The organism is Streptomyces sp. NPDC055189 (assembly GCF_053606765.1).
The window spans coordinates 59,316-79,645 of the sequence record NZ_JBSGSG010000023.1 but is presented as its reverse complement, the minus strand read 5'-3'; the positions used below and the strand labels follow the sequence as shown (position 1 = coordinate 79,645).

The 20,330-nt window shown below is 70.9% G+C and carries 17 protein-coding genes and 1 pseudogene; 7 read left to right on the top strand and 11 right to left on the bottom strand.

The features are described from left to right. The first annotated feature begins 16 nt into the window (after positions 1-16). Positions 17-808 carry a precorrin-6A synthase (deacetylating) gene (cobF, locus tag ACWFR3_RS19170; RefSeq protein ID WP_453735774.1) on the top strand — a complete coding sequence of 264 codons (792 nt, stop codon included), beginning with the start codon at positions 17-19 and terminating at the stop codon, positions 806-808. 93 nt (positions 809-901) lie between these two features. Beyond that, positions 902-2,986, top strand: a complete 2,085-nt coding sequence (locus ACWFR3_RS19165; RefSeq protein ID WP_453735773.1) for an MDR family MFS transporter — start codon at positions 902-904, stop codon at positions 2,984-2,986. Positions 2,987-3,016: 30 nt separating this feature from the next. On the opposite strand, the gene ACWFR3_RS19160 is transcribed toward ACWFR3_RS19165, so the two are convergent. The 6 genes from ACWFR3_RS19160 to ACWFR3_RS19135 all read right to left on the bottom strand — a co-directional run bounded on the left by ACWFR3_RS19160 (position 3,017) and on the right by ACWFR3_RS19135 (position 11,069). Continuing rightward, positions 3,017-3,793 (bottom strand): sulfite exporter TauE/SafE family protein, encoded by a 777-nt coding sequence (locus ACWFR3_RS19160; RefSeq protein WP_453735772.1) that lies wholly within the window; start codon positions 3,791-3,793, stop codon positions 3,017-3,019. 77 nt (positions 3,794-3,870) lie between these two features. Next, a complete protein-coding gene (locus ACWFR3_RS19155) occupies positions 3,871-5,388 on the bottom strand; it encodes a long-chain-fatty-acid--CoA ligase (RefSeq protein ID WP_453735771.1) in 1,518 nt (505 codons plus the stop codon). 80 nt (positions 5,389-5,468) lie between these two features. Beyond that, the gene (locus ACWFR3_RS19150) at positions 5,469-6,656 is read right to left on the bottom strand and encodes a thiolase family protein (RefSeq protein WP_453735770.1); all 1,188 of its coding nucleotides are present in this window, start codon (positions 6,654-6,656) and stop codon (positions 5,469-5,471) included. Positions 6,657-6,925: 269 nt separating this feature from the next. Beyond that, entirely contained in the window at positions 6,926-8,161 is a 1,236-nt protein-coding gene (locus tag ACWFR3_RS19145) for an FAD-dependent oxidoreductase (protein WP_453735769.1), read from the bottom strand. Further along, positions 8,158-9,603, bottom strand: a complete 1,446-nt coding sequence (locus ACWFR3_RS19140) for an FAD-dependent oxidoreductase (protein ID WP_453735768.1) — start codon at positions 9,601-9,603, stop codon at positions 8,158-8,160. Before ACWFR3_RS19140 ends, ACWFR3_RS19145 begins: the two co-directional genes overlap by 4 nt. Then, a complete protein-coding gene (locus ACWFR3_RS19135) occupies positions 9,600-11,069 on the bottom strand; it encodes an FGGY family carbohydrate kinase (protein WP_453735767.1) in 1,470 nt (489 codons plus the stop codon). Before ACWFR3_RS19135 ends, ACWFR3_RS19140 begins: the two co-directional genes overlap by 4 nt. 244 nt (positions 11,070-11,313) lie before the next feature. Here ACWFR3_RS19135 and ACWFR3_RS19130 point away from each other — a divergent pair, with 244 nt between their 5' ends. Both ACWFR3_RS19130 and ACWFR3_RS19125 read left to right on the top strand, forming a co-directional pair. Further along, the gene (locus ACWFR3_RS19130) at positions 11,314-12,306 is read left to right on the top strand and encodes a hypothetical protein (protein WP_453735766.1); all 993 of its coding nucleotides are present in this window, start codon (positions 11,314-11,316) and stop codon (positions 12,304-12,306) included. Positions 12,307-12,412: 106 nt separating this feature from the next. Beyond that, positions 12,413-13,942: an amino acid permease gene (locus ACWFR3_RS19125; RefSeq protein ID WP_453735765.1), complete on the top strand. Its 1,530-nt coding sequence runs from the start codon at positions 12,413-12,415 to the stop codon at positions 13,940-13,942. Between the two features lie 44 nt (positions 13,943-13,986). On the opposite strand, the gene ACWFR3_RS19120 is transcribed toward ACWFR3_RS19125, so the two are convergent. The 5 genes and pseudogenes from ACWFR3_RS19120 to ACWFR3_RS19100 form a co-directional block, all read right to left on the bottom strand. Further along, positions 13,987-14,541 carry a GNAT family N-acetyltransferase gene (locus ACWFR3_RS19120; RefSeq protein WP_453735764.1) on the bottom strand — a complete coding sequence of 185 codons (555 nt, stop codon included), beginning with the start codon at positions 14,539-14,541 and terminating at the stop codon, positions 13,987-13,989. A 387-nt stretch (positions 14,542-14,928) separates the two neighbouring features. Beyond that, positions 14,929-15,663 carry an SDR family oxidoreductase gene (locus ACWFR3_RS19115; protein ID WP_453735763.1) on the bottom strand — a complete coding sequence of 245 codons (735 nt, stop codon included), beginning with the start codon at positions 15,661-15,663 and terminating at the stop codon, positions 14,929-14,931. 135 nt (positions 15,664-15,798) lie between these two features. Beyond that, positions 15,799-16,131 (bottom strand): hypothetical protein, encoded by a 333-nt coding sequence (locus tag ACWFR3_RS19110; protein ID WP_453735762.1) that lies wholly within the window; start codon positions 16,129-16,131, stop codon positions 15,799-15,801. 169 nt (positions 16,132-16,300) lie between these two features. Beyond that, a pseudogene (locus tag ACWFR3_RS19105) lies at positions 16,301-16,678 on the bottom strand (NAD(P)H-binding protein); the annotation flags it as partial. Positions 16,679-16,680: 2 nt separating this feature from the next. Beyond that, the gene (locus tag ACWFR3_RS19100; RefSeq protein WP_453735761.1) at positions 16,681-17,757 is read right to left on the bottom strand and encodes a saccharopine dehydrogenase NADP-binding domain-containing protein; all 1,077 of its coding nucleotides are present in this window, start codon (positions 17,755-17,757) and stop codon (positions 16,681-16,683) included. An 82-nt stretch (positions 17,758-17,839) separates the two neighbouring features. Here ACWFR3_RS19100 and ACWFR3_RS19095 point away from each other — a divergent pair, with 82 nt between their 5' ends. From ACWFR3_RS19095 to ACWFR3_RS19085, 3 genes are all read left to right on the top strand, one after another. Beyond that, positions 17,840-18,472 carry a TetR/AcrR family transcriptional regulator gene (locus ACWFR3_RS19095; protein ID WP_453735760.1) on the top strand — a complete coding sequence of 211 codons (633 nt, stop codon included), beginning with the start codon at positions 17,840-17,842 and terminating at the stop codon, positions 18,470-18,472. Positions 18,473-18,500: 28 nt separating this feature from the next. Continuing rightward, on the top strand, positions 18,501-19,742 hold the full coding sequence (locus tag ACWFR3_RS19090) for a glycosyltransferase (RefSeq protein ID WP_453735759.1): 1,242 nt from the start codon (positions 18,501-18,503) through the stop codon (positions 19,740-19,742). Positions 19,743-19,865: 123 nt separating this feature from the next. Next, positions 19,866-20,153 carry a DUF4190 domain-containing protein gene (locus ACWFR3_RS19085; RefSeq protein WP_453735758.1) on the top strand — a complete coding sequence of 96 codons (288 nt, stop codon included), beginning with the start codon at positions 19,866-19,868 and terminating at the stop codon, positions 20,151-20,153. The last annotated feature ends 177 nt before the right edge of the window (positions 20,154-20,330 follow it).

Below are 20,330 nucleotides of genomic sequence, written 5' to 3'. Positions count from 1 at the left end.
ACGGCAGACTTTCGGTGTGCGCGAAATTCATGTCATCGGTATCGGCGCCGGCGATCCCGACCAGTTGACCCTGCAGGCCGTCAAGGCTCTCAAGAGCACCGACGTGTTCTTCATTCTCGACAAGGGCGAGGAGAAGGACGATCTCGTCCGGCTGCGGCGGGATCTCCTCGACGAGCACCGGGCCGCTGCCGACGGCGCCTACCGCGTGGTCGAGGCGCGGGACCCCGCGCGGGACCGGAAGGCGGGCGGTGCGGACTACTCCCCCGCCGTCGGGGACTGGCGCAGCCGTCGTGCGGAGATCTATGAGCGGCTGATCGCCGACGAGCTTGGCGAGGACGAGAGCGGCGCCTTCCTCGTGTGGGGCGATCCCTCGCTGTACGACGGCACCATCGGGGTTCTGGAGGAGGTGCTGGGGCGGGGTGCGGTGGCCTTTTCGTACGACGTCGTGCCCGGTATCAGCAGTGTCTCCTCGCTCGCCGCGCGGCACCGCACCGGGCTGAGCCGCGTCGGTCGTCCCGTCCAGATCACCACCGGGCGCCGCCTCGCCGACGAGGGTTTTCCCGAGGGTGTCGATGATGTCGTGGTCATGCTTGATGCCCGGCAGGCGTTCCTGCGGTACCAAAGCGAGAACGGGGACGGGGGTGACATGTACATCTATTGGGGGGCCTATATCGGGACCGCCGACGAAATCCTCGTCTCCGGGCCGCTCGACGAGGCCGCGCCCCGCATCGAGGCCCTGCGGGCCGAGGCGCGCGAGCGCAAGGGATGGATCATGGACACCTATCTTCTGCGCCGCAACCCGGAGTGAGTGCGTGAACAGGTGAACGTATGAGTGGATCGCTTTCACCGGACCGGACCGGCCCCGCATGCACAGGCACACACGCGGTGTGAGGGTGACCGTGTGACCACCACCGCCGAGCCCGCCGCCGAGGCCCCAGCTCAGGGGCCGCCCGTCCTCGACAAGCGCCGCCGGAACATCGTCTTCGTGACGATCATGCTGGGCATGCTGCTCGCCGCTCTCGACCAGACCATCGTGGGCACCGCGCTGCCCACGATCGTGGCGGATCTGGGCGGCGCCGAGCACATGTCGTGGGTGGTGACGTCGTATCTGCTCGCGGAGACCGTCGCCACGGTGCTCGTCGGGAAGTTCGGCGATCTCTTCGGGCGGAAGATCGTCTTTCAGGTTTCGGCGATCGTCTTCATCACCGGCTCGTTCCTGTGCGGTCTGTCGACGAACATGACGCTGCTCATCGCCTGGCGCGCCCTGCAGGGCATCGGCGCGGGCGGTCTCATGGTGACCTCGATGGCGTTGATCGCCGATGTCATCCCGCTGCGCGAGCGCGGCAAGTACCAGGGTGCGATCGGTGCCGTGTTCGGGGTGTCCACCGTCATCGGGCCGCTGCTCGGCGGGCTCTTCACGGACCATCTGACCTGGCGCTGGGCCTTCTACGTCAACGTGCCCATCGCGATCGTCGTGGTGATCGCCGCGGCGCGGAACATCCCCGTCGTGAAGTCGGCGGTGCGGCCCGTCATCGACTATCTCGGCATCGCGTTCGTCGCGATCGGCGCCAGCGCGCTCATCCTGGCCACGAGTTGGGGCGGCAACCAGTACGCGTGGGGGTCGGGCACCATCATCGCGCTGCTCGTCGGCGGTGCGATCTCCCTCGCGCTGTTCTGCGTGGTCGAGACGCGGGCCGCCGAACCGATGCTGCCGATGCGCCTGTTCGCCAATCCCGTCTTCACGGTCTGCTCGATCCTCAGCTTCATCGTGGGCTTCGCGATGCTGGGCGCGATGACGTTCCTGCCGACCTATCTGCAGTACGTGGACGGGGACTCGGCCACCATCTCGGGCGTACGGACGCTGCCCATGGTGATCGGGCTGCTCATCGCGTCGATCTTCAGCGGCAATGTGGTGAGCAAGACCGGGCAGTACCGGATCTTTCCCATCGTGGGTGCGTTGGTCATGGCGCTCGGGCTCTATCTGCTGTCCCTCATGGGTGCTGAGACCAGCACCTGGCTGGAGTCGCTGTACATGTTCGTGCTGGGCACCGGTATCGGGCTCTGCATGCAGGTCCTGACGATCGCCGTGCAGAACACCGTCGTCTATGCGGACCTGGGCACGGCGACCTCCGGGGTCACCTTCTTCCGTACGCTCGGCAGCTCCTTCGGCACCGCCGTGTTCGGGACCATCTACGCCAACACCCTCAAGCCGAATCTGGCGGACGGCGTCGCCGCGGCGGCCAAGGCCGGGGGCGTGGATCCCGCCGTGGCGGCCAAGGCCGCGCAGAGTCCGCAAGGGCTGCACGGCCTGCCACCGGAAGCGGCCGCGCCCGTCATCAAGGCGTACGCCGACACGCTGCACACGGTGTTCCTGTGGACGGTGCCCGTGGCGCTGCTCGGGTTCGTGGTGGCGCTCTTCCTCAAGCAGGTGCGGCTGCGGGACAGTGCGCGGATGAGCTCTTCCGACATGGGCGAGGGCTTCGCGTCACCGTCGTCGGGCGGCAGCCCGGACCGGGTGCTCGAACTGGCGGTCGGCAACATCATCCGCAGTACCGGTATGGACACCGCTCGCCGTGTCATCCGCGATTCCGACACCCGGCTCGACATCGCCGGGGCGTGGGCCGTCATGCAGGTCTCGCTCTTCGACCGGATGGTCGGTCACGCGAGTCTCGGCCTGATCGCGGCGCGGCGTCAGCTGCCGTCCGAAGTCCTGGTGCCGGTCTTCGACCGCATGGTCGAGGAGGGCTTCCTCACCCGCTCCGGCCTGCTCTTCTCGCACACCCCGGCCGGTGCACGCGAGGCCGACGTGATCGGCAAGGCGTGGTCGAAGTGGCTGGGCGAGCAGGTGGAGAAGGACAGCGGCCGGCCGGCGGACCAGGATCTGGTCAAGGCCGTGGACGCGATCGCCAAGCGACTTCTCGTCGAAGATCTGGAGCATGGTCTGGCGCCCGAGGCGAGGCAGCCTGTTCCGTTGAGCAAGGCCTAGGCCGGCCGCGTCCCGGCCACAACCTCAGCTTCAGCGCAGGAGCAGCTGGAGGCCGCCCAGGACCGTGGCTCCGATCACCAGCTGCTCGAAGAGACGCTGGTTGATGCGGTGCACGGCCGCCTTGCCGATGAGGGCGCCCGGCACGACGAAGAGCACGAGCGCCGCGTCGAGCAGCAGCGAGCGCCGGTCGATCAGGCCGAGGCCCACGCTGAACGGCACCTTGGACGTGTTGACGATGAGGAAGAACCACGCCGACGTGCCCAGGAAGCTCAGCTTCCGGAAGCCCGCGGACAGCAGATACATCGACATCACCGGGCCGCCCGCATTGGCGACCATCGTGGTGAAGCCGCCGAGCACGCCGTACGAGGGGGCCTTCAGCCGGGCGCCGCGCGAGGATCGCGAGGGTTCCGGCTCCTCCCCCGCGGCCCGGCGGCGCCACACCGTGACCGCCGCCATCAGCAGGAGGATCGCCCCGATCGACGTACGTACGGCGGCGTCGTCGGCCCACATCAGGAAGACCGTGCCCACCACCACGCCGCCCGCGACGGCGGGGAACAGGCGCCACAGCGTGGGCCAGTGGGCGTGTCTGCGGTAGGTGAGGACGGCCAGTACGTCGCCCGCGATGAGGATGGGCAGCAGGACACCGGTGGACTCGCGGGCCGGCAGGACCGCGGCGAAGACGGCGAGGGAGACCGTGTTGGCCCCGCTGACGGCGGTCTTCGAGAAGCCGACGAGCAGCGCGGCCGCGGCGAGCGCGACGAATTCCCAGAGAGATACGTCGAGAGTTGCGTCGAGAGATATGTCCATGCCGGGAACAGATGCTAGGCCCAACTATCTGCGCGCCGTCAGGGGCGGCCACATCCTGGACGCCCGGGTCGAACGGGTCAGGTCCCGCTGTACGTGACGCGCAGCTCCCTCTTGAGGACCTTCATGCTGGGGCCGAGCGGCAGCTCGCCGGTGAGCTCCACGCGGCGCGGGTACTTGTGGCGGCCCAGGTGTTCCTTGGACCACTCGGTGATCTGCGAGGGGTCGGGCGTAGAGCCGGGCGATGCGACGACGACGGCGCAGATCTCCTCGCCGTGCACGTCGTCGGGCAGGCCGATCACGGCGACGTGCGCGATGTCCGGGTGGCGCATGAGCACCTCCTCGACCTCGCGCGGGTAGACGTTGAAGCCGCCGCGGATGATGACGTCCTTCTTGCGGTCGACGATGGCCAGGAACCCGTCGGCGTCCTTGGTGCCGAGGTCGCCGGTGCGGAACCAGCCCTCTACGACGGCCTCGGCGGTGGCCTCCGGGCGCCCCAGATAGCCGGAGAAGACGTTGTGGCCGCGGACCACGACCTCGCCCAGCTCACCGGCGGGCAGGAGCTCGATCCGGCCCTCGACGTCGGAGCGGGCGATCTCCACGTCGACGCCCCACAGCGGGTGGCCGATGGTGCCCGCCCTGGTGCCGAAGACCGGCTGGTTGACGGAGGCGGTGGGCGAGGTCTCGGAGAGCCCGTAGCCCTCGTAGACCGGTACGCCGAAGGCCTCCTCGAAGCGCTCCAGTACGGCCACGGGCAGCGAGGCGCCGCCGGAGACCGCGAGCCGCAGCTCGGGCAGCTCGGCGGCGGCGGTCGCCGCGGCCACGAGGTTCACGTACATCGTCGGCACCCCGTGGAAGGTGTTGACGCCCTCCGCCGCCATCAGTTCGACGGCCCGCGCCGCGTCGAAGCGCGGCAGCAGCACGAGCGTCGCGCCCGCGCGCCAGGTGGCGTTCATGGAGACCGTCTGGCCGAACGCGTGGAAGAGCGGCAGCGCGCCGAGTGCGATGTCGTCGCGGTGCACGTCGTGGGCGTCGAAGGCACAGACCGTCGCGTTCATCACCAGGTTGAGGTGGCTGAGCACGGCGCCCTTGGGGACGCCGGTGGTGCCGCTGGTGTAGAAGACGACGGCGGGGTCGTCGGCGTCACGTGAGACATAGCCGGGGAGCGGTTGGGCCGTGTGCGCCAGGGTTTCGAGCTCGCCGTCTCCGCCGAGGGTCAGCATCCTTACGTTGGTGGCAGCGGCAGCGGCCTTGCCCGTCGCGGCCTGCGCGGGGTGGCAGAGAAGCAGGGTGGCGCCGCTGTCCCGCAGGACGTGCTCGACCTCTTCGGCGGAGAGCAGGAGGTGTACGGGGACGACGACGCCGCCCGCGGCGAGGATCGCGTAGTAGGCGCGCGGGAACTCGGCGGTGTTGGGTGCCATCAGGGCCACCCTGTCCCCCGGCCTGACCCCGAGGTCCACGAGCGCCGCCGCCTGTGCGCGGGCCTGCTGCCACAACTCACCGAAGGTGAGCCGCAGTTCGCCCTCGACAAGGGCGGTGTGGTCCGGACGGCGGCGGGCGGGCTCGGCGAGGATCGCGGCGAGGGACAGCGTGGCCATGGGTGGTGCTCCGTTTCCGTGCGTTCCTTGCTTTGTGCTTTTTGTACTTTTTGGGCTTTACGCGCTTTACGCGCTTTTTGTCAGCCGCGTTCGACGAGCAGCGCGCTGCCCTGGCCGACGCCCACGCACATCGTGGCGAGGCCGCGGGCCGCGCCGGTGCGGCGCATGCGGTGCAGGAGGGTGGTGAGGATGCGGGCGCCCGAGCAGCCGAGGGGGTGGCCGATGGCGATGGCGCCGCCGGTCGGGTTCACCAGCTCCGGGTCGATGCCGAGGGCGTCGACGCAGGCGAGCGCCTGGGCCGCGAACGCCTCGTTGAACTCGGCCTCCTCAAGATCCGCGATCGTCCAGCCGACGCGGGCCAGCGCCTTGCGGGTGGCGGGGACGGGGCCGATGCCCATGACGTCCGGGTACACACCGGCGGAGGCGCCGGCGACGTACCGGCCCAGGGATTCGAGGCCGAGGTCGTTCAGGGCTTCCTCGCTGACGAGGAGGAGTCCGGCCGCGCCGTCGTTCATCGGCGACGCGTTGCCCGCGGTGACGGTGCCGTCCTTGCGGAAGACGGGGCGCAGACCGCTGAGCTTCTCGTACGAGGTGTCCTCGCGGATGCATTCGTCGAGGTCCACCGTGGTGCCGTCGGGCCGTGTGACGGGGAGGATCTCGTCGTCGAAATGGCCGTTCTTGCGGGCCTCCGTGGCGCGCTGGTGGCTTCGGAGGGCGAAATTGTCCTGGCGCTCGCGGGTGACGCCGTAGCGCTCCGCTACTTCTTCGGCGGTCTCTCCCATCGCGAGGACGCCGTGCAGGTCCTTCATCGCGGGGTTGACCAGGCGCCACCCGAGGCGGGTGTCCACGGTCTCCATTTTGTGGGGCAGCGCTTCGTCGGGGCGGGGCATGACGAAGGGGGCGCGGCTCATCGACTCGGAGCCGCCCGCCAGGACGATGTCGGCTTCGCCGGAGGCGATGGTGCGGGCGGCTGCGGTGACGGCTTCCATGCCGGAGGCGCAGAGCCGGTTCACGGTGGCGCCGGGGACGGATTCGGGGAGGCCGGCGAGGAGGGCGGCCATGCGAGCCACGTTGCGGTTGTCCTCGCCCGCCTGGTTGGCGGCGCCCCAGTAGATGTCGTCGATCCGGGCGGGGTCCAGCGCGGGGGTGCCTGCGAGGAGGCCGCGTACGACCGTGGCGGCGAGGTCGTCCGGGCGGACGGTGGAGAGGGTGCCGCGGAGTTTGCCGATGGGGGTGCGGCGGGCTGCGGCGAAGTGGACTGGGCGCACGATACGGCTCCGGATCGTTTGCGGTCAGCGTTTGGGGTGGGGCGCGCTTGACGTTGGTACTGACGTTAATTAGCACTGCTAGTTTTGGAGTGTACGGGGCGCTTGCGCTGGGCGGAAGGGTGGTCTTTTTCCCCAACCCCGCCCCTTCCCGAAAACCCGCCGGCGCGGGGGCCTCGGGGTCTTGGTTGCCGTTGTCACCGGCTTCGCCGAGTTCGTCCTCAAACGCCGGACGGGCTGAACCACCACCGGACGGGCTGAACCACCACAGGTCACGCGTGCCCCTGGCCCACAGCCACCCGCACCGCACCGCCCTCCGCGTCCACGCTCCCCGCCCAGCCCCCCGCCAGATACAACCCCTGGTTGGGCATGACCCTCCGTCGTACCCGCTGGCGGTGCAGGGTCCGGCCGTCCTGGGTTACCTCCAGGACCGGGCGGGTCAGCGGTTGCGTCGTGCGCAGGATGAAGCGGGGCTCCGGAGCGCCCGGTGCGAGGCGGTTCGGGGCCACCCAGCTCAGGGGGGAGTCGGCCAGTAGCGGTACGGCGTCCGAAGGCCATCCCCTGCCCTCCAGCCACGCCCGTACCGACTCAGCGACCCGCTCGCCCTCCCCCGCGGCCACCCGCGCCGGCTCCACCGCGTGGACTCCGCTGCCCGCCGCGAAGACACCAGGGGTGGCCGTGCGGAAGGAGCCGTCCACCGCGGGGCCTCGTGTTCCGGGGTCGAGGAGTACGCCTCCGCGGCGCGCCAGTTCGTGGTCGGGTACGAAGTTCCCGGTGAACACCACCGTGTCGCAGGCGAGTACCCCCTGCCGCCCGTCGCGGTGCCGCAGCCGCACCCCCGAGAGCCGCCCGCGTCCCAGGAGTTCGGCCACCACCGCCCCGGTCACCAGCGGCACCCTGGCGACCCCGAGCCGGGCCGCCGCCGCCCGCGCCCGGCCGACCTGGGCCCGCGTCTCCTCGGTGACGAGCGCGGTGACCCGCACCCCCGCGCGCCGCAGCGCGGACAGCGCCTCGTAGCTGACCGGCTCCGCCCCCACGACGAGTGCCCGGCTCCCGATCTCCTGCCCGTAGACGTGGATCGCCTGCTGCAGTTCCCCGGTGGTGAACACGCCCGCCGGTCGCGTGCCCGGCACGAGTCGTGCCGTCCGCGGCCTTTCCCGCGCGCCCGTGGCCAGGACCACGGCGCGGGCGGTGATCCGCTCCAGGCCGTGTGGTCCCGTCGTGTCCAGGGTGAGCGGGCCGTCCCATCCGGTGGCGGTCACCCCGGTTCGTACCGCCGCTCCGGCGCCGAGCGCGGCTTCGACGAGGCCCTCCGCGTACTGCGGTCCTGTCACCCCCCAGCGCCCGAATCCCCGGTGGTGGCAGTGGCGCGGCACTCCGCCTGCCCGCGCCTCCCGTTCGAGGACCTCCACGGTGCCCGCGCCCGATGCGGAGAGCCCTGCGGCGGCGGCGAGTCCCGCGGGGCCCGCGCCGACGACCAGGACGTCCACATGCCGTTGCCGCCTCATCGCGCCGCCCCCGACTCGCCCCAGCCTTCGAAGAGTTCACGTACGGCCGCCCCGCAGTAGAACCCCTGACATCGCCCGCCCCGCGCCCGGGTCCGGCGCCGCAGGCCGTCGAGCGAGCCTGGCGGGACCGTGCTGATGAGGGCGTCCCTGATCTCTCCGCGGGTCACGCGCTCGCAGTGGCAGACGATGCTGCCGTACGCGGAGTCGGTCGCGATGAGGTCGGCGCGCTGGTAGGGGCGCGGGAACGATTCGCCGAGATTCGGCATGCGCACGGGCTCCAGGTTCCCGGGCACCGTCAGGTCCAGGTCGGGGCCCGCGGCGTCGGCGAGCAGTCCGACGACGTGCTCCGCGATCGCCATCGACGCGGTGAGGCCCGTGGACCGGATGCCGCCGACGGTGATGTACCGCTTCTCCGGTGCGCCGTGGATCTGGTAGTCGTCGTGCTCCGTCGCCGCCCGCAGCCCGGCGTAGACCGCGGTGACTTCCTCGTCGAGGAGGGCGGGCAGGATGCGCCGGCCCTTGTCGCGCAGTCCCTCCAGGCCGTCCTGTGTCGTGTCCGTCGCCCTCTTGTCGTCCAGTTCCTCGGCTGTGGGGCCTAGGAGGACGTTGCCGTACACGGTGGGAGCCACGAGGACGCCCTTGCCGAGCGCCGTCGGCACCGGAAGGAGGATGTGACGGACCAGGTCGCGGGCGAGCTTGTCGAAGACGATGAGCTGGCCGCGGCGCGGGGTGACCGTGAACTTGCCCCCTCCGAGGAGGAGTTGGTCGAGCGCGTCCGCGTGCAGGCCCGCGGCGTTGATGAGGTGGCGGGTGCGCAGGACACCGCGGGGCGTGGTCAGTTCGTGGTGGTCGTCGCCGTCCGGTGACGTAGGTGACGCCGCGCCCTCCACCTTGCAGTTGAGGTGCAGGTCCACGCCCGCGCGCACGGCTTGGGTGGCGTACGCGAGTGTCGTCGTCCAGGGGCAGATGATGGACTCGCCGGGGACTTCGAGCGCGCCCAGGGCGCCTTCGCCCAGGTGCGGTTCGCGGGAACGGACCTCGTCGGCGCCGATGATCCGGGCCTCGTGGTAGTCGTTGGCCTCCGCCTTCTTCAACAGGGCCGGCAGGGCGGCCAGTTGCTCTTCGTCCCAGGCGACAAGGAGTGCCCCGACCGGTTCGACGGGGATACCCGACTCCATGGCGTACGCGGCGAGCAGGCGGCGGCCCTCTCGTACGAGACGGGCCTCCAGGGAACCCGGCACGGCGTCGAAACCGGTGTGCAGGATGGCGGTGTTGGCCTTGGACGTGCCGTCGCCTACATCGCCGGACGCTTCGACCAGGGCGACGCGCAGGGGATGGTGTCCGGCCAGTTCGCGGGCGATGGCGCAGCCGACCACACCGGCCCCGACGACGGTCACGTCATAGGGCTCGGAGGGCAGCGGGCCCTTGGTGGTGACGGTCATGACGGTACGGTCGCGCGGTCGAGGAGGGCGTCGACCGCCGAGCGGAAGCCGCCGAGGCGCTCGGCGGCCCGATTGGCGTCGATCTTCGGCTCGTACACGGCGGCGGGCCGCCACCGGGGGACCGCCTCCCGCACCGTGAGCTTCTCGTCGAGGCCCATGCGGGCGACGGCGCCCACGCCGAGGGCGGTGACGTCGGGCAGCGCCGATACCTCAACGGGGATCTGGAGCAGATCCGCCTGGGTCTGCATCAGGAGGGCCGAGCGGGTCAGGCCTCCGTCGACGCGCAGGCTCGTCAGGGGCTCGCCCAGGTCGGCGGCCACGGCGTCGGCGAGCGAGGCGACCTGGGCCGCGATGCCCTCGCACAGGGCGCGGACGAGGTGGCCGGGGGATGTGTCGAGCCCCAGGCCGGTGATCGAGCCGCGCAGGTCACCGCGCCACCAGGGCGCCGCGAGCCCGGCGAGCGCGGGGACGAAGGTGACGCCGCCCGCGTCGGGTACGGACGACCCCACCAGGTCGAGGTCCGCCGCCCCTTCGATGACGCCGAGGTCCGTGAGCCAGCGGACGGCGGAGGCGGCGGTGTAGACCTGCCCGTCGAGGCAGTAGCTGCTCTCCCCCGCCAGGCGCCAGGCGACACAGCTGACCAGGCCGGAGTCGCCCCGGCGCGGGCGGGAGCCGGTCTGGGCGAGCAGGAACGCGCCGGTGCCGTAGGTGCACTTGGCGGTGCCGGGCTCGGTCACGTCCTGGGCGAGCAGCGCGGCCTGCTGGTCGACGAGGAGGCCGGTCAGCGGGAGTCCGGGGCCGAAGGCTTTCGTCGTGCCGACCGGGCCCGCCGCGTCCACGACACGCGGCAGCCGCTCGTCGGCGAGGCCGAAGATGTCGAGCGCGCGCCGTGACCATGTGACGTCGTCCAGGTCGAGGAGCTGGGTGCGCCCGGCGGTCGCGGCGTCGGTGACGAACTCGCCGGTGAGCCGGTGGACCAGCCAGGCGTCGCTGGTGGTGACGACGCCTTCCCGGGTGAGGTGGCGGCGGATCCACGCCATCTTGGGCGCGGCGAAGTAGGGGTCGAGGGGCAGCCCCGTCAGGTGCCTGAGCTCTTCCGAGTACGGCGCGAGTTCCGTGCACAGCGGCTCCGCGCGCCGGTCCTGCCACACGATCGCCTCGGTGAGCGGGCGGCCGGACACGGGGTCCCAGGCGAGCACCGTCTCTCCCTGGTTGGCGAGACCGACCGCGGCGACCGGCTCCCCCGCGTCGGCGAGGGCGCGGCGTCCGGCGTCGACGACCGAGGCGAACAGGGCCTCCGGGTCGACCTCCACCAGGCCTCCGGGGAGGTGGCGCGGGCGTACGGGCGCGACGCCGGAACCGATCACTCCGCGTTCCGGGCAGAGGACGAGAGCCTTCGTGCCGGAGGTGCCCTGGTCGATGGCGAGGACTGCCTCGCCGCGCGGTCCTATGCCATTCGTGATCACCGCGGAAGCCTGCTACAGCGGCCGGGAATGCGTCAAGAGCCCCCATCTCGGGCCGATACCGTCTTGACTATTTCTCAAATTGCCAACCGGCGCGCCGAGTTGAGCTCAAGTCAATCTCAAAAGATCCAAGAACTGGCCAGAAAACGGTAGTTCCAGATCTACACTGACCGCCGAACAACATCATCTCGTCAAAGGCCAGTTCACACACTCTGCCCTCCGCCCTCTCCTCCCCCACAGAGGATTCATGCCCAATCCGTCAGGCCGCCCCGTATACCACCCGGCGGGCCACGACGATCAGTTGCGCGCCGTGCTCCAGGACCTGAAGACGGGTCGCTGGGTGTCGACGCGCAACCTGCTCGACTCCACGCCCGACTGGGGTCTATGGACGCAACGCACGCAGATCCTGGCGGCCGCCGTCGCCGGTTCGGACGTGGTCAGGGCCTGGCAGGCCGAGGAGCCGCACAGCGCCGCGGCATCCGTTCTGCACACCAGGGTCCTGGTCGAGCGGACCCTGCGCGCCCATCGCGCCGGGCACCGCCACACCAACGAGTTGTGGCGCGAGGCGGCAGCCGCGTGCGGAGCCGCCATCGACGCCTCTCCCGAGGACCCCGTGCCCTGGGTCTGCCTGCTCGCCCTCGCCCAGCTCGACAAGGGACAGCGGTGGGACGAGCACCGGGTGCCCGCCCCCGAGCCGATGCTGTTCCCCGGCCCCTGGCACCTCCTGGCCGAGGCCGACAAGCGCGACCCGGGCAACCGCGAGGCCTACCACCGGATGCTGCAGTTCGCCTACACGCGCCGCCCCGGCGGCCCGCTCACCGAAGCGGTCAACTTCGCCCACTGGGCGTCCGGTTCGGCGCACGCGGGCTCGGCACTGCACGTACTGCCGCTGTATGTGCGTGTCGAGCGGTACCGCAAGGACGGCGGCAGCGAGCACGCCCTGGACCTGCACTGGATAGGGGAGGACGCGACCCGCTCCGCGCTGCGCGCGCTGCACCTGTGGTTCGAGCACGCGCTGCCCGCGGCGACCTCGCTCCTCGACCTCAACTACCTGGCCCACGCATTGTGGGGCGCCCACCAGTTCCAGGACGCCGGGCGGGTGTTCGAGGTGCTCGACCCCTTCTACACCGTGGCTCCGTGGACGTACCGCACCCGCTCGCCCGGTGACGCGGACGCGGCGGCCGAGTCATTCATGCAGGCACGGACGCGCTGTCTGACGGCCGTACGAGATTCGGGCTGAGCCCGTTGGCCACGGCCTCCCCGACCGGCACCACCCGCTGAATCGGCACCACCCGCTCGACCGCACGACCGCTCCCCGTACGACCGCTCCCGACGGAGGTACATCCGTGTCCCGCACCACCTGGTCGAGCCCCGCATCGGCCAAAGCTCCGCTGCCCGACGAGGAACAGAGGCTCAGGGAACTCGGCTACCAGCCGGTCCTCGCCCGCCGGATGGGCGGCTTCGGCAACTTCGCCATCAGCTTCTCCGTCATCTCCATCCTCTCCGGCTGCATGACCCTCTACGGCTTCGGGCTCGGCACCGGCGGCCCGGCCGTGATGCTCTGGGGCTGGGCGGGCGTCGGCCTCTTCGTGCTCTTCGTGGGCATGGCACTCGCCGAGGTCACCAGCGCCTACCCGACGTCGGGAGCGCTCTACTACATGGCCGACCGGCTCGGCGGGCGCCGCTGGGGCTGGTACACGGGCTGGCTGAACCTGCTCGGCCTGCTCGGTGCGATAGCGGGCATCGACTACGGCGCCGCGCTCTTTACCGGGGCGTTCCTGAATCTCAAGTTCGGGTTCACGCCCACGCCCGAGAAGACCTTTGTGATCTTCCTGTGCATCCTGCTCCTGCACGCGGTCCTCAACCTGTTCAACGTGCGCCTGGTGAGTCTGCTCAACTCCATCAGCGTGTGGTGGCACGTGGCCGGTGTCGCCGTGATCGTGGGCGTCCTGGCGATCGTGCCGGACCACCACCAGTCGCCGGGGTTCGTCTTCGGTGAGTTCGTCAACGACACCGGGTGGGACAACCCGCTCTACGTCACGGCGATCGGTCTGCTCCTCGCGCAGTACACCTTCTGCGGGTACGACGCCTCCGCGCACCTGTCGGAGGAGACCTCCAACGCCTCGGTGACCGCGGCGCGCGGCATCGTGCGTGCCATCTGGGCGTCGTGGATCGCCGGTTTCATCCTGCTCGCCGGTCTGACGTTCGCGATCCAGGACTACGCGGGCACCCAGGCCACCGAGACCGGTGTGCCGCCGGCCCAGATCATGATCGACGCGATCGGCGAGTCCGGCGCCACGGCCCTGCTGCTCATCGTGATCGTGGCGCAGCTGTTCTGCGGCAACGCCGAGACCGCCGCGGCCAGCCGCATGGTGTTCGCCTTCAGCCGCGACAACGCGCTGCCCGGCTCGAAGGTGTGGCGCAAGGTCAGCTCGCGCACCCAGGTGCCGGTGCCGGCGGTCTGGCTGTCGGTCGGTCTCGCCGCGGTGATCGCCCTGCCGTCCCTGTACTCGACGACCGCGTACACGGCCGTGACCGCCATCAACGTCATCGGGATCACGCCCGCGTACGCCATCCCGATCTTCCTGCGGCTCCGGGCGGGTGACCGCTTCGAGAAGGGTCCGTGGAACCTGGGCCGCTGGAGCAAGCCCGTCGGCTGGATCGCGGTGATCTGGGTGGCGTTCGTGACGGTCCTGTTCTGCCTGCCCCAGGTCTCGCCGGTGACGGTCGACTCGATGAACTACGCGTCGATCGCGCTCGCCGTGGTCCTTACCCTCGCCACGGTGTGGTGGTTCGTGGCCCGGCGCTCCTACAGCACGCCGTCGGCGTACGGGTCGGAGCGGGAGCAGGCGGAGATCGCGGAGGACATCATCTAGCAGGCCGGCAAGGCCCATTCGTACGACCGGACCCCGTAACCTCGTTACGGGGTGCGGTCGTTGAGGATCCGCTGGAAGAGCCGGTGGTCGCGCCAGGCGCCGTTGATGTGCAGGAACTCCGGCGCGACACCGAACTCCTCGAAGCCGCACTTGGCCAGGACCCGCTGCGAGGGCACGTTGTCCAGGAGGGTGCCCGCCTCGATGCGGTGCAGGCCGAGCTCGGCGTCGGCCGCCGCGCAGGCGTACGTCACCGCGGCGGTGCCCAGGCCCCGACCGGCGTGGTCCACGTCGATCCAGTAACCGAGGTTTCCGCTGCGCAAGGGGCCGAGCACGATGGCGCTCAGGGTGACCGAGCCGACGATGTCCCCTTCGCGGTCGAGCACCCACAGCGCCGTCCGCCCGGCCCGGCAGTCCTCCAGCTGGGCCCGGAGCCGGGCGGCCTGCGCCTGCGTGGTGAAGTAGTCCTCGGGTCTGGTGGGCTCCCATGGCTCCAGGTGGGCGCGGCTGCGCAGCCGGGCGCGGGCGAGACCGCCCGCGTCCTCAAGGGTTGCGGGGCGCATGACGACGTCCGGGGTGATGCGGGCGGATTCGGTGATCATGCGCCTAGCGTAAGGACTTCGGCCGGCGCGCGTGCGGGTCCGCGCACCATTGTGCGGCGGTGGTCTGGCTTTGCGCCCGGCGGTGGTCTGGCTTTGCGTCAGGCGGTCGGCTGGCTTTGCGTCCGGCGGCTTTTTTGCCTTGCACCGGGCGGTTGGCTCGCCTTGCGCCCGGCGGTTGGCTTGCCCTGCGCCCGGCGGTCGTCCTGCCCCGCACCCGGCGATCAGCTCACCTTCCACCCGGCGATCGTCCTGCCCTGCACCCCGCGGTCGGCTCACCTTCCGCGCGGCGATCCTCCTGCCCTCCACCCGGCGATCAGCTCACCTTCCACCCGGCGATCGTCCTGGCCTCCACCCGGCGATCAGCTCACCTTCCACCCGGCGATCGGTTCACCTTCCGCCCGCGACGCGTAGGATCGTGCCCGTCGCGTAAGAAGCCTCCTCCGAGAGCAGCCAGGAGACGGCCGCCGCGATCTCCTGCGGCTGGCCCGAGCGTCCCAGGGGAATGCCCGCGGCCTGCTTCGCCGGGCGCTGGGGGTCGGCGTGGAACTCGGTCCAGATCACGCCGGGGGCTACGGCGTTGACGCGGATGCCGTCCGCCGCGACCTCCTTCGACAGGCCGATCGTCATCGTGTCGACGGCTCCCTTGGCTGCGGCGTAGTGGACGTACTCGCCGGGGGCGCCGAGGGTCGCCGCCGCGGAGGAGATGTTCACGATGCCGCCGCCGGTGCCAGTTCGTGTCATGTCACGGACCGCGCGGCGGGCGCAGAGGAGGTAGCCCAGTACGTTCACGTCAAGGGCGCGGCGCATGGCTGTGGGGTCGGCTTCCGCGAGGGGGCCCACCGGGGCGCCGATCCCGGCGTTGTTCACCAGGCCCGTGACCGGGCCGAGTTCCGCGGCGGCGGTCTCGAAGAGGCGGTCGACGTCCGCCTCGTCGGCGGTGTCCATGCGGACGGTGACGCACTCCGCGCCTGTCGCGCGGACTTCCGCGGCCGCCTTTTCCGCGGCGTCCGCGTCGGAGTGGTAGCCGAGGGCGATGTGGTGGCCGTCCGCGGCGAGGCGGGTGGAGATGGCCGCGCCGATGCCGCGGCTGCCGCCGGTTACGACTGTGACGGGGTGGTTCACGTGTTGCTCCTCCGGAGGGGTGGGACGGGGTGGACGGGGTTGCCGTTTGATCGATCATTCCCCAACCCCGTCCCTTCCCGGAAACCCGCCGGCGCGCGGGCCGTGGCTCTGTGGCGCAGGACGGGCTGAACGCGCTCAGCTCCTCCCCCGCACGAACTCCGCCAGCGTCCCCGGCCCCCTCCCCCCGAACCGCTCGATCGCCTCCGTCACCTGATACAGCTCGTGATGCGCACCGATCAGGCGGAACAGTTCCCACAGTTTGTCCAGGTGGGCCACCACGTGCGCGTCCCCGTACAGGGACATCGCCCGCTCCCGCCAGTCCTGCGGCGAGACGTCCACGTACTTCAGGCCGCCGCCGAACGTCTCCACGATCCCGGCGACGGAAAGCACCTGCCCCGTCAGGAGCACCACGGGATCGGGGCACGGCGGCACGGGATCCGCGAGGAGACCGGCCCCCACGCGGGCCACGTCCTCCCCCCGCGATCAGCGGAAGCACCGTGTCCAGGGACCCCAGCGGCATCGCGAGCTCGCGGCCGGCGCCCGCCCGTACCAGGAAGTCCAGGTTCTCGAAGAAGACCCCGGCCCGCAGATGCACCGCCCCGATCCCCGCCCAGTCGAAGACCTCCTCGGAGACCCAGTGCTGCCGCATCCGGGGTGTCCCCGCATCCGGCGCCGCCGCCAGCTGCGACACCTCGACGACACGCTCGAGCCCCTCCCGCCGGGCCGCCGCCGCGAACGCGCCGGTCGCCTCCAGCAGGCCGTCGGTCACCGGGTAGGTGAAGAAGGCACGCCGCACGCCCCGCACCGCCGCGCTCACGTCCGTGATCTCACGGAGGTCGCCGACGACCACTTCCGCGCCCATCCCCCGCAGTTCGGCGGCCCGGTCGTCGTCGGTGCGCACGAAGGCGCGTACGGCCTGACCGCGCTCAAGAAGCAGCCGCACCACGTGGCGGCCGGTGGAACCCTGCTGTCCGCCCGCTGCTCCGGTGACGAGGACCGGTTCGTCCGTAGGCATCCTCACTCCTCCCCGCCCCGCAGCGTGAGCGTGAACGCGCCCCGCCGCTCCAGTGCCCGCAGGAACGGCTCCGCCGCGAACGCCTCACCGGGTGCGAGGACCCCGGCCTTCGCCGGGCCCCTCCCCTCGGCGATCCGCACCGCCGCCTCCACCGAGGCGAGCGCCGCGGCCCGCCACAGGTCGTGGCCGCTCAACTGTCCTGCCACGCTGCCCCCTTCCCACATCGCCTGCACGGCGATGGTGAAGTCGGTCGCCGCCCGCTCCTGCGCGCCGATGTTCTCGCTCTCGAAGGCGTCCTTGGCCTCGAAGGTGCTGGTGCTCAGCATCAGGTCGATGTTGCGTACGGGGACGTGGCGGGGCACCGTCACGACCTCGCTGGACGGGAACGGCGCGATCATCGTGCGCGGTCCGAGCGGCGGCGGGAAGGGGAAGACGGCGTTGCGGGGTTCGATGTAGCCCGCGTGCAGGGCGCCGTCGCTGAAGGTGAGACGTTCGGTGGCCGCGAAGAGGAGGGTCGCCGTGTTCTTGGCGCCGGTGGTCAGCCGCCAGCCGTTCACGGCGTACGCGACGACGATCCGGTCGATGTCCGCGATGCCGTCAGAGACCGCCCCCGCCAGAAGGTCGCCCAGGCCGCCGTAGAAGCTGAGACTCGGGATCATGACGGTGCCGGTGCGCTGGGCCGTGGCCTGCGCGGTGTCGAAGACCCCTTTTACGTGGTGGGGTTCGAGGGCGTGGTCGATGTAGTGGCAGCCCGCTTCCGCGGCGGCGGTGGCGAGGGGTGCGCCGGTGACGGCGAAGGGGCCCGCGCACTGGATGAGGACGTCGGCCTCGGTCATCACCTCGCGCAGCGCCTCGGCGTCGTCCACGGGGGCCGTGCGGGTGCGTACCCGCTCCCCCGCACCGGGTTCACCGGGTTCACCGAGGTCGCCGAGATCACCGAGATCGTCAGCCATCGCTTCCAGCGCCTCGGCATCGCGGCCGACCAGCAGTAACTGCGCTTCTCTGGCGAGGAGTTCGCGGGCAACGAGTTGCCCGGTGTGGCCGTAGGCTCCGTAGATTGCGAAGAGCGGCTTTGTCATGCTCAACTCGCTTTCATACCGAAGGTATGCAACTGGTGCGGAACCTACGTACCCTGAGTATGTTCGTCAAGAGGAGCCGACCGTGATCCCGCAAGGCCCGTCAGCGCGACCAACTGCCCGCCGTACGCAGGCGGAACGCTCCGACGCGACCACCGCGCAGCTGATCGCCGCCGCACAGCGGCTCTTCGGCCGGGACGGGTACGCGACGACCTCGATCGTCGCCGTGGCGGCCGCAGCCGGAGTCACCAAGGGCGCGGCCTATCACCACTTCGAGGGCAAGGCGGCCCTCTTCCACGCGGTCTTCGTCCGCGAGCAGGAGGAGATCGCCGCGGAGTTGGAGCGCGCCGCGGCCGAGAAGGCCGACGCCTGGTCCGCGCTGCGGCGCGGCTGCCACCGTTTCCTGGAGCACTGCCTCGACCCCGGATTCCGCCGGATCGTGCTCCTTGACGCGCCCGCGGTCCTCGGCTGGGAGACCGTCCGCGAGATCGAGTACGCCCATACGCTGCGGGTCCTCACGGGCGGCATGCGCGCCGCGGCGGCCGCGGGCCACATCGGCGAGGGGGACCTGAACGTGCGCTGCCAGCTGATGTTCGGCGCACTGTGCGAGGCGGGCATGCTGCTCGCCCGCTCACCCCACCCCGCGTCCGCGCTCGCTTCGGTGACGGCTGAGGCCGACCGCCTTCTCTCGGCGCTCGCCGCGTCGGAGGGGCCCTGAGGCCGCCGCCGTCTGACATCCTGTCGCGGTGCGAGTACTGATCGTTACGGCAGGCAGCTGGGGCGATGTCGCTCCGTACACCGGACTCGGCGTGCGGCTGCGCTCCGCGGGTCACGAGGTGGCCCTGGCCACCCATGAGCGCTTCGAGCAGGAGGTGACCGCCCACGGTCTCGGGTTCCGCGCCCTGCCCGTCGATCCGCGCCAGGAGCTGGCCTCGCAGGGCGGCCAGGGTCTGGCCAGGGCGACGAGTCCGCCCGTGGAGATGGCGCGAGTGGCGCGTATGGCGCGGGCGTTCATGCCCCGTCTTACCCGGGGCGTCGCGGACGCCGTGCGGCAAGGCACCGATGTCGTGCTGAGTTCCACGGTCACGGACCCGGTGTGCGCGGTGCTCGGCGAGGCACTGCGGCTGCCGAGCATCGGCGTCTACCTCCAGCCGGTGCGGCCCACGCGCGCCTTTCCGCCGATGGTGACGGGCGCCCGCTCGTTCGGGTCGCACGGCAACCGCCTTGCCGGCTATGCCCTGTGGGCCGGCAGCGACCGCATCTTCGCCCCCTCCGTCACCGGGCTGCGCCGCGAACTGGGGCTGCCGCGGCGGAGGTTCGGCGGCATGCTGGGCCTGCCGCCCGGACGGAGCGTCCTGCACGGATTCAGCCCGCGCGTCGTCCCGCGCCCTGCGGACTGGCCCGAAGGGCACGAGGTCTGCGGCTACTGGTGGCCGCGGACCCCGCCGGGCTGGAAGCCCGAGCCGCGGCTACTCGACTTCCTCGACGCGGGCCCGCCCCCGGTCTTCGCCGGCTTCGGTAGCTGCGTCACCGCCGACGCACAGCGGCTGAGCACCCTGCTAGCCGACGCCATGCGCCGCGCGAAGGTGCGCGGAATCATCCAGGCCGGCTGGAGCGGCCTGCACGCCGAGAACGACGACCTGATCACCGTGCAGGAAGTGCCGCACGCCTGGCTGTTCCCCAGGACCGCCGCGGTCATCCACCACGCCGGCGCGGGCACCACCGCGGCCGGGCTGCGCGCCGGGGTCCCCTCCGTTCCGGTCCCGGTCCAACTGGACCAGCACTTCTGGGCCGCCCGACTGCATGGCCTGGGCGTCGCGCCGCGTCCGCTGCGCTACCAGCGCCTCACCGCCGAGCGCCTTTCTTCGGCGCTCACCGATGCCGTCCACAGCCCCGCCCTGCGCGCCCGCGCCCGTGACATCTCCGCGACCCTGGCCAGGGAGGACGGCATGCGCCAGGTCCTCGCGGTGATCGAAAAACTCGGGTGATCCGGGTATCGCCCCCGTGTGAATCCGCAACGACAAATCCGGTCCGCTGATTACGTACTGAATGCCGGGGCACTCGGAGTTGCGTCACGTAAGGCTGAAAAGCGATCTCCAAGGAGTGTGATCATGTCGGCTTTCGGTAGTTCGTCAGCGGCTTCTTCCGCCTCCAGGACGAATGGCTTCGCAGTAGCCGGTCTCGTATGCGGCATCGTCGGGGTGTTCTTCCTCAACATCATCCTTGGACCGCTCGCGATCATCTTCGGTGCTGTCGCCCTGCGTCAGAAGGCGGTCAAGGGCAACGGGGGCATGGCCAAGGCGGCCGTCATCCTGGGCATCGTCGACGTCATCCTGTTCATCGTGCTGATGGCCATCGCCGCTTCTTCCGGCGGATTCACCTGGTACGTCGGCGGTTGACGCGAAGAGCGGTCGGCACGAAGAGAAGTAAGGGCGGGTCGGGAGGTTTCACCGGTGGGGAAATCGCGGCACGCGCATTACCCACCCGCGTGTGGGGGGCGGCCACCGCAGCTTGTTGATTGGAATTTCCCCCGACCGAATTAAGCGTTACTGGGTGGAAAAACACAAATCGCGCGC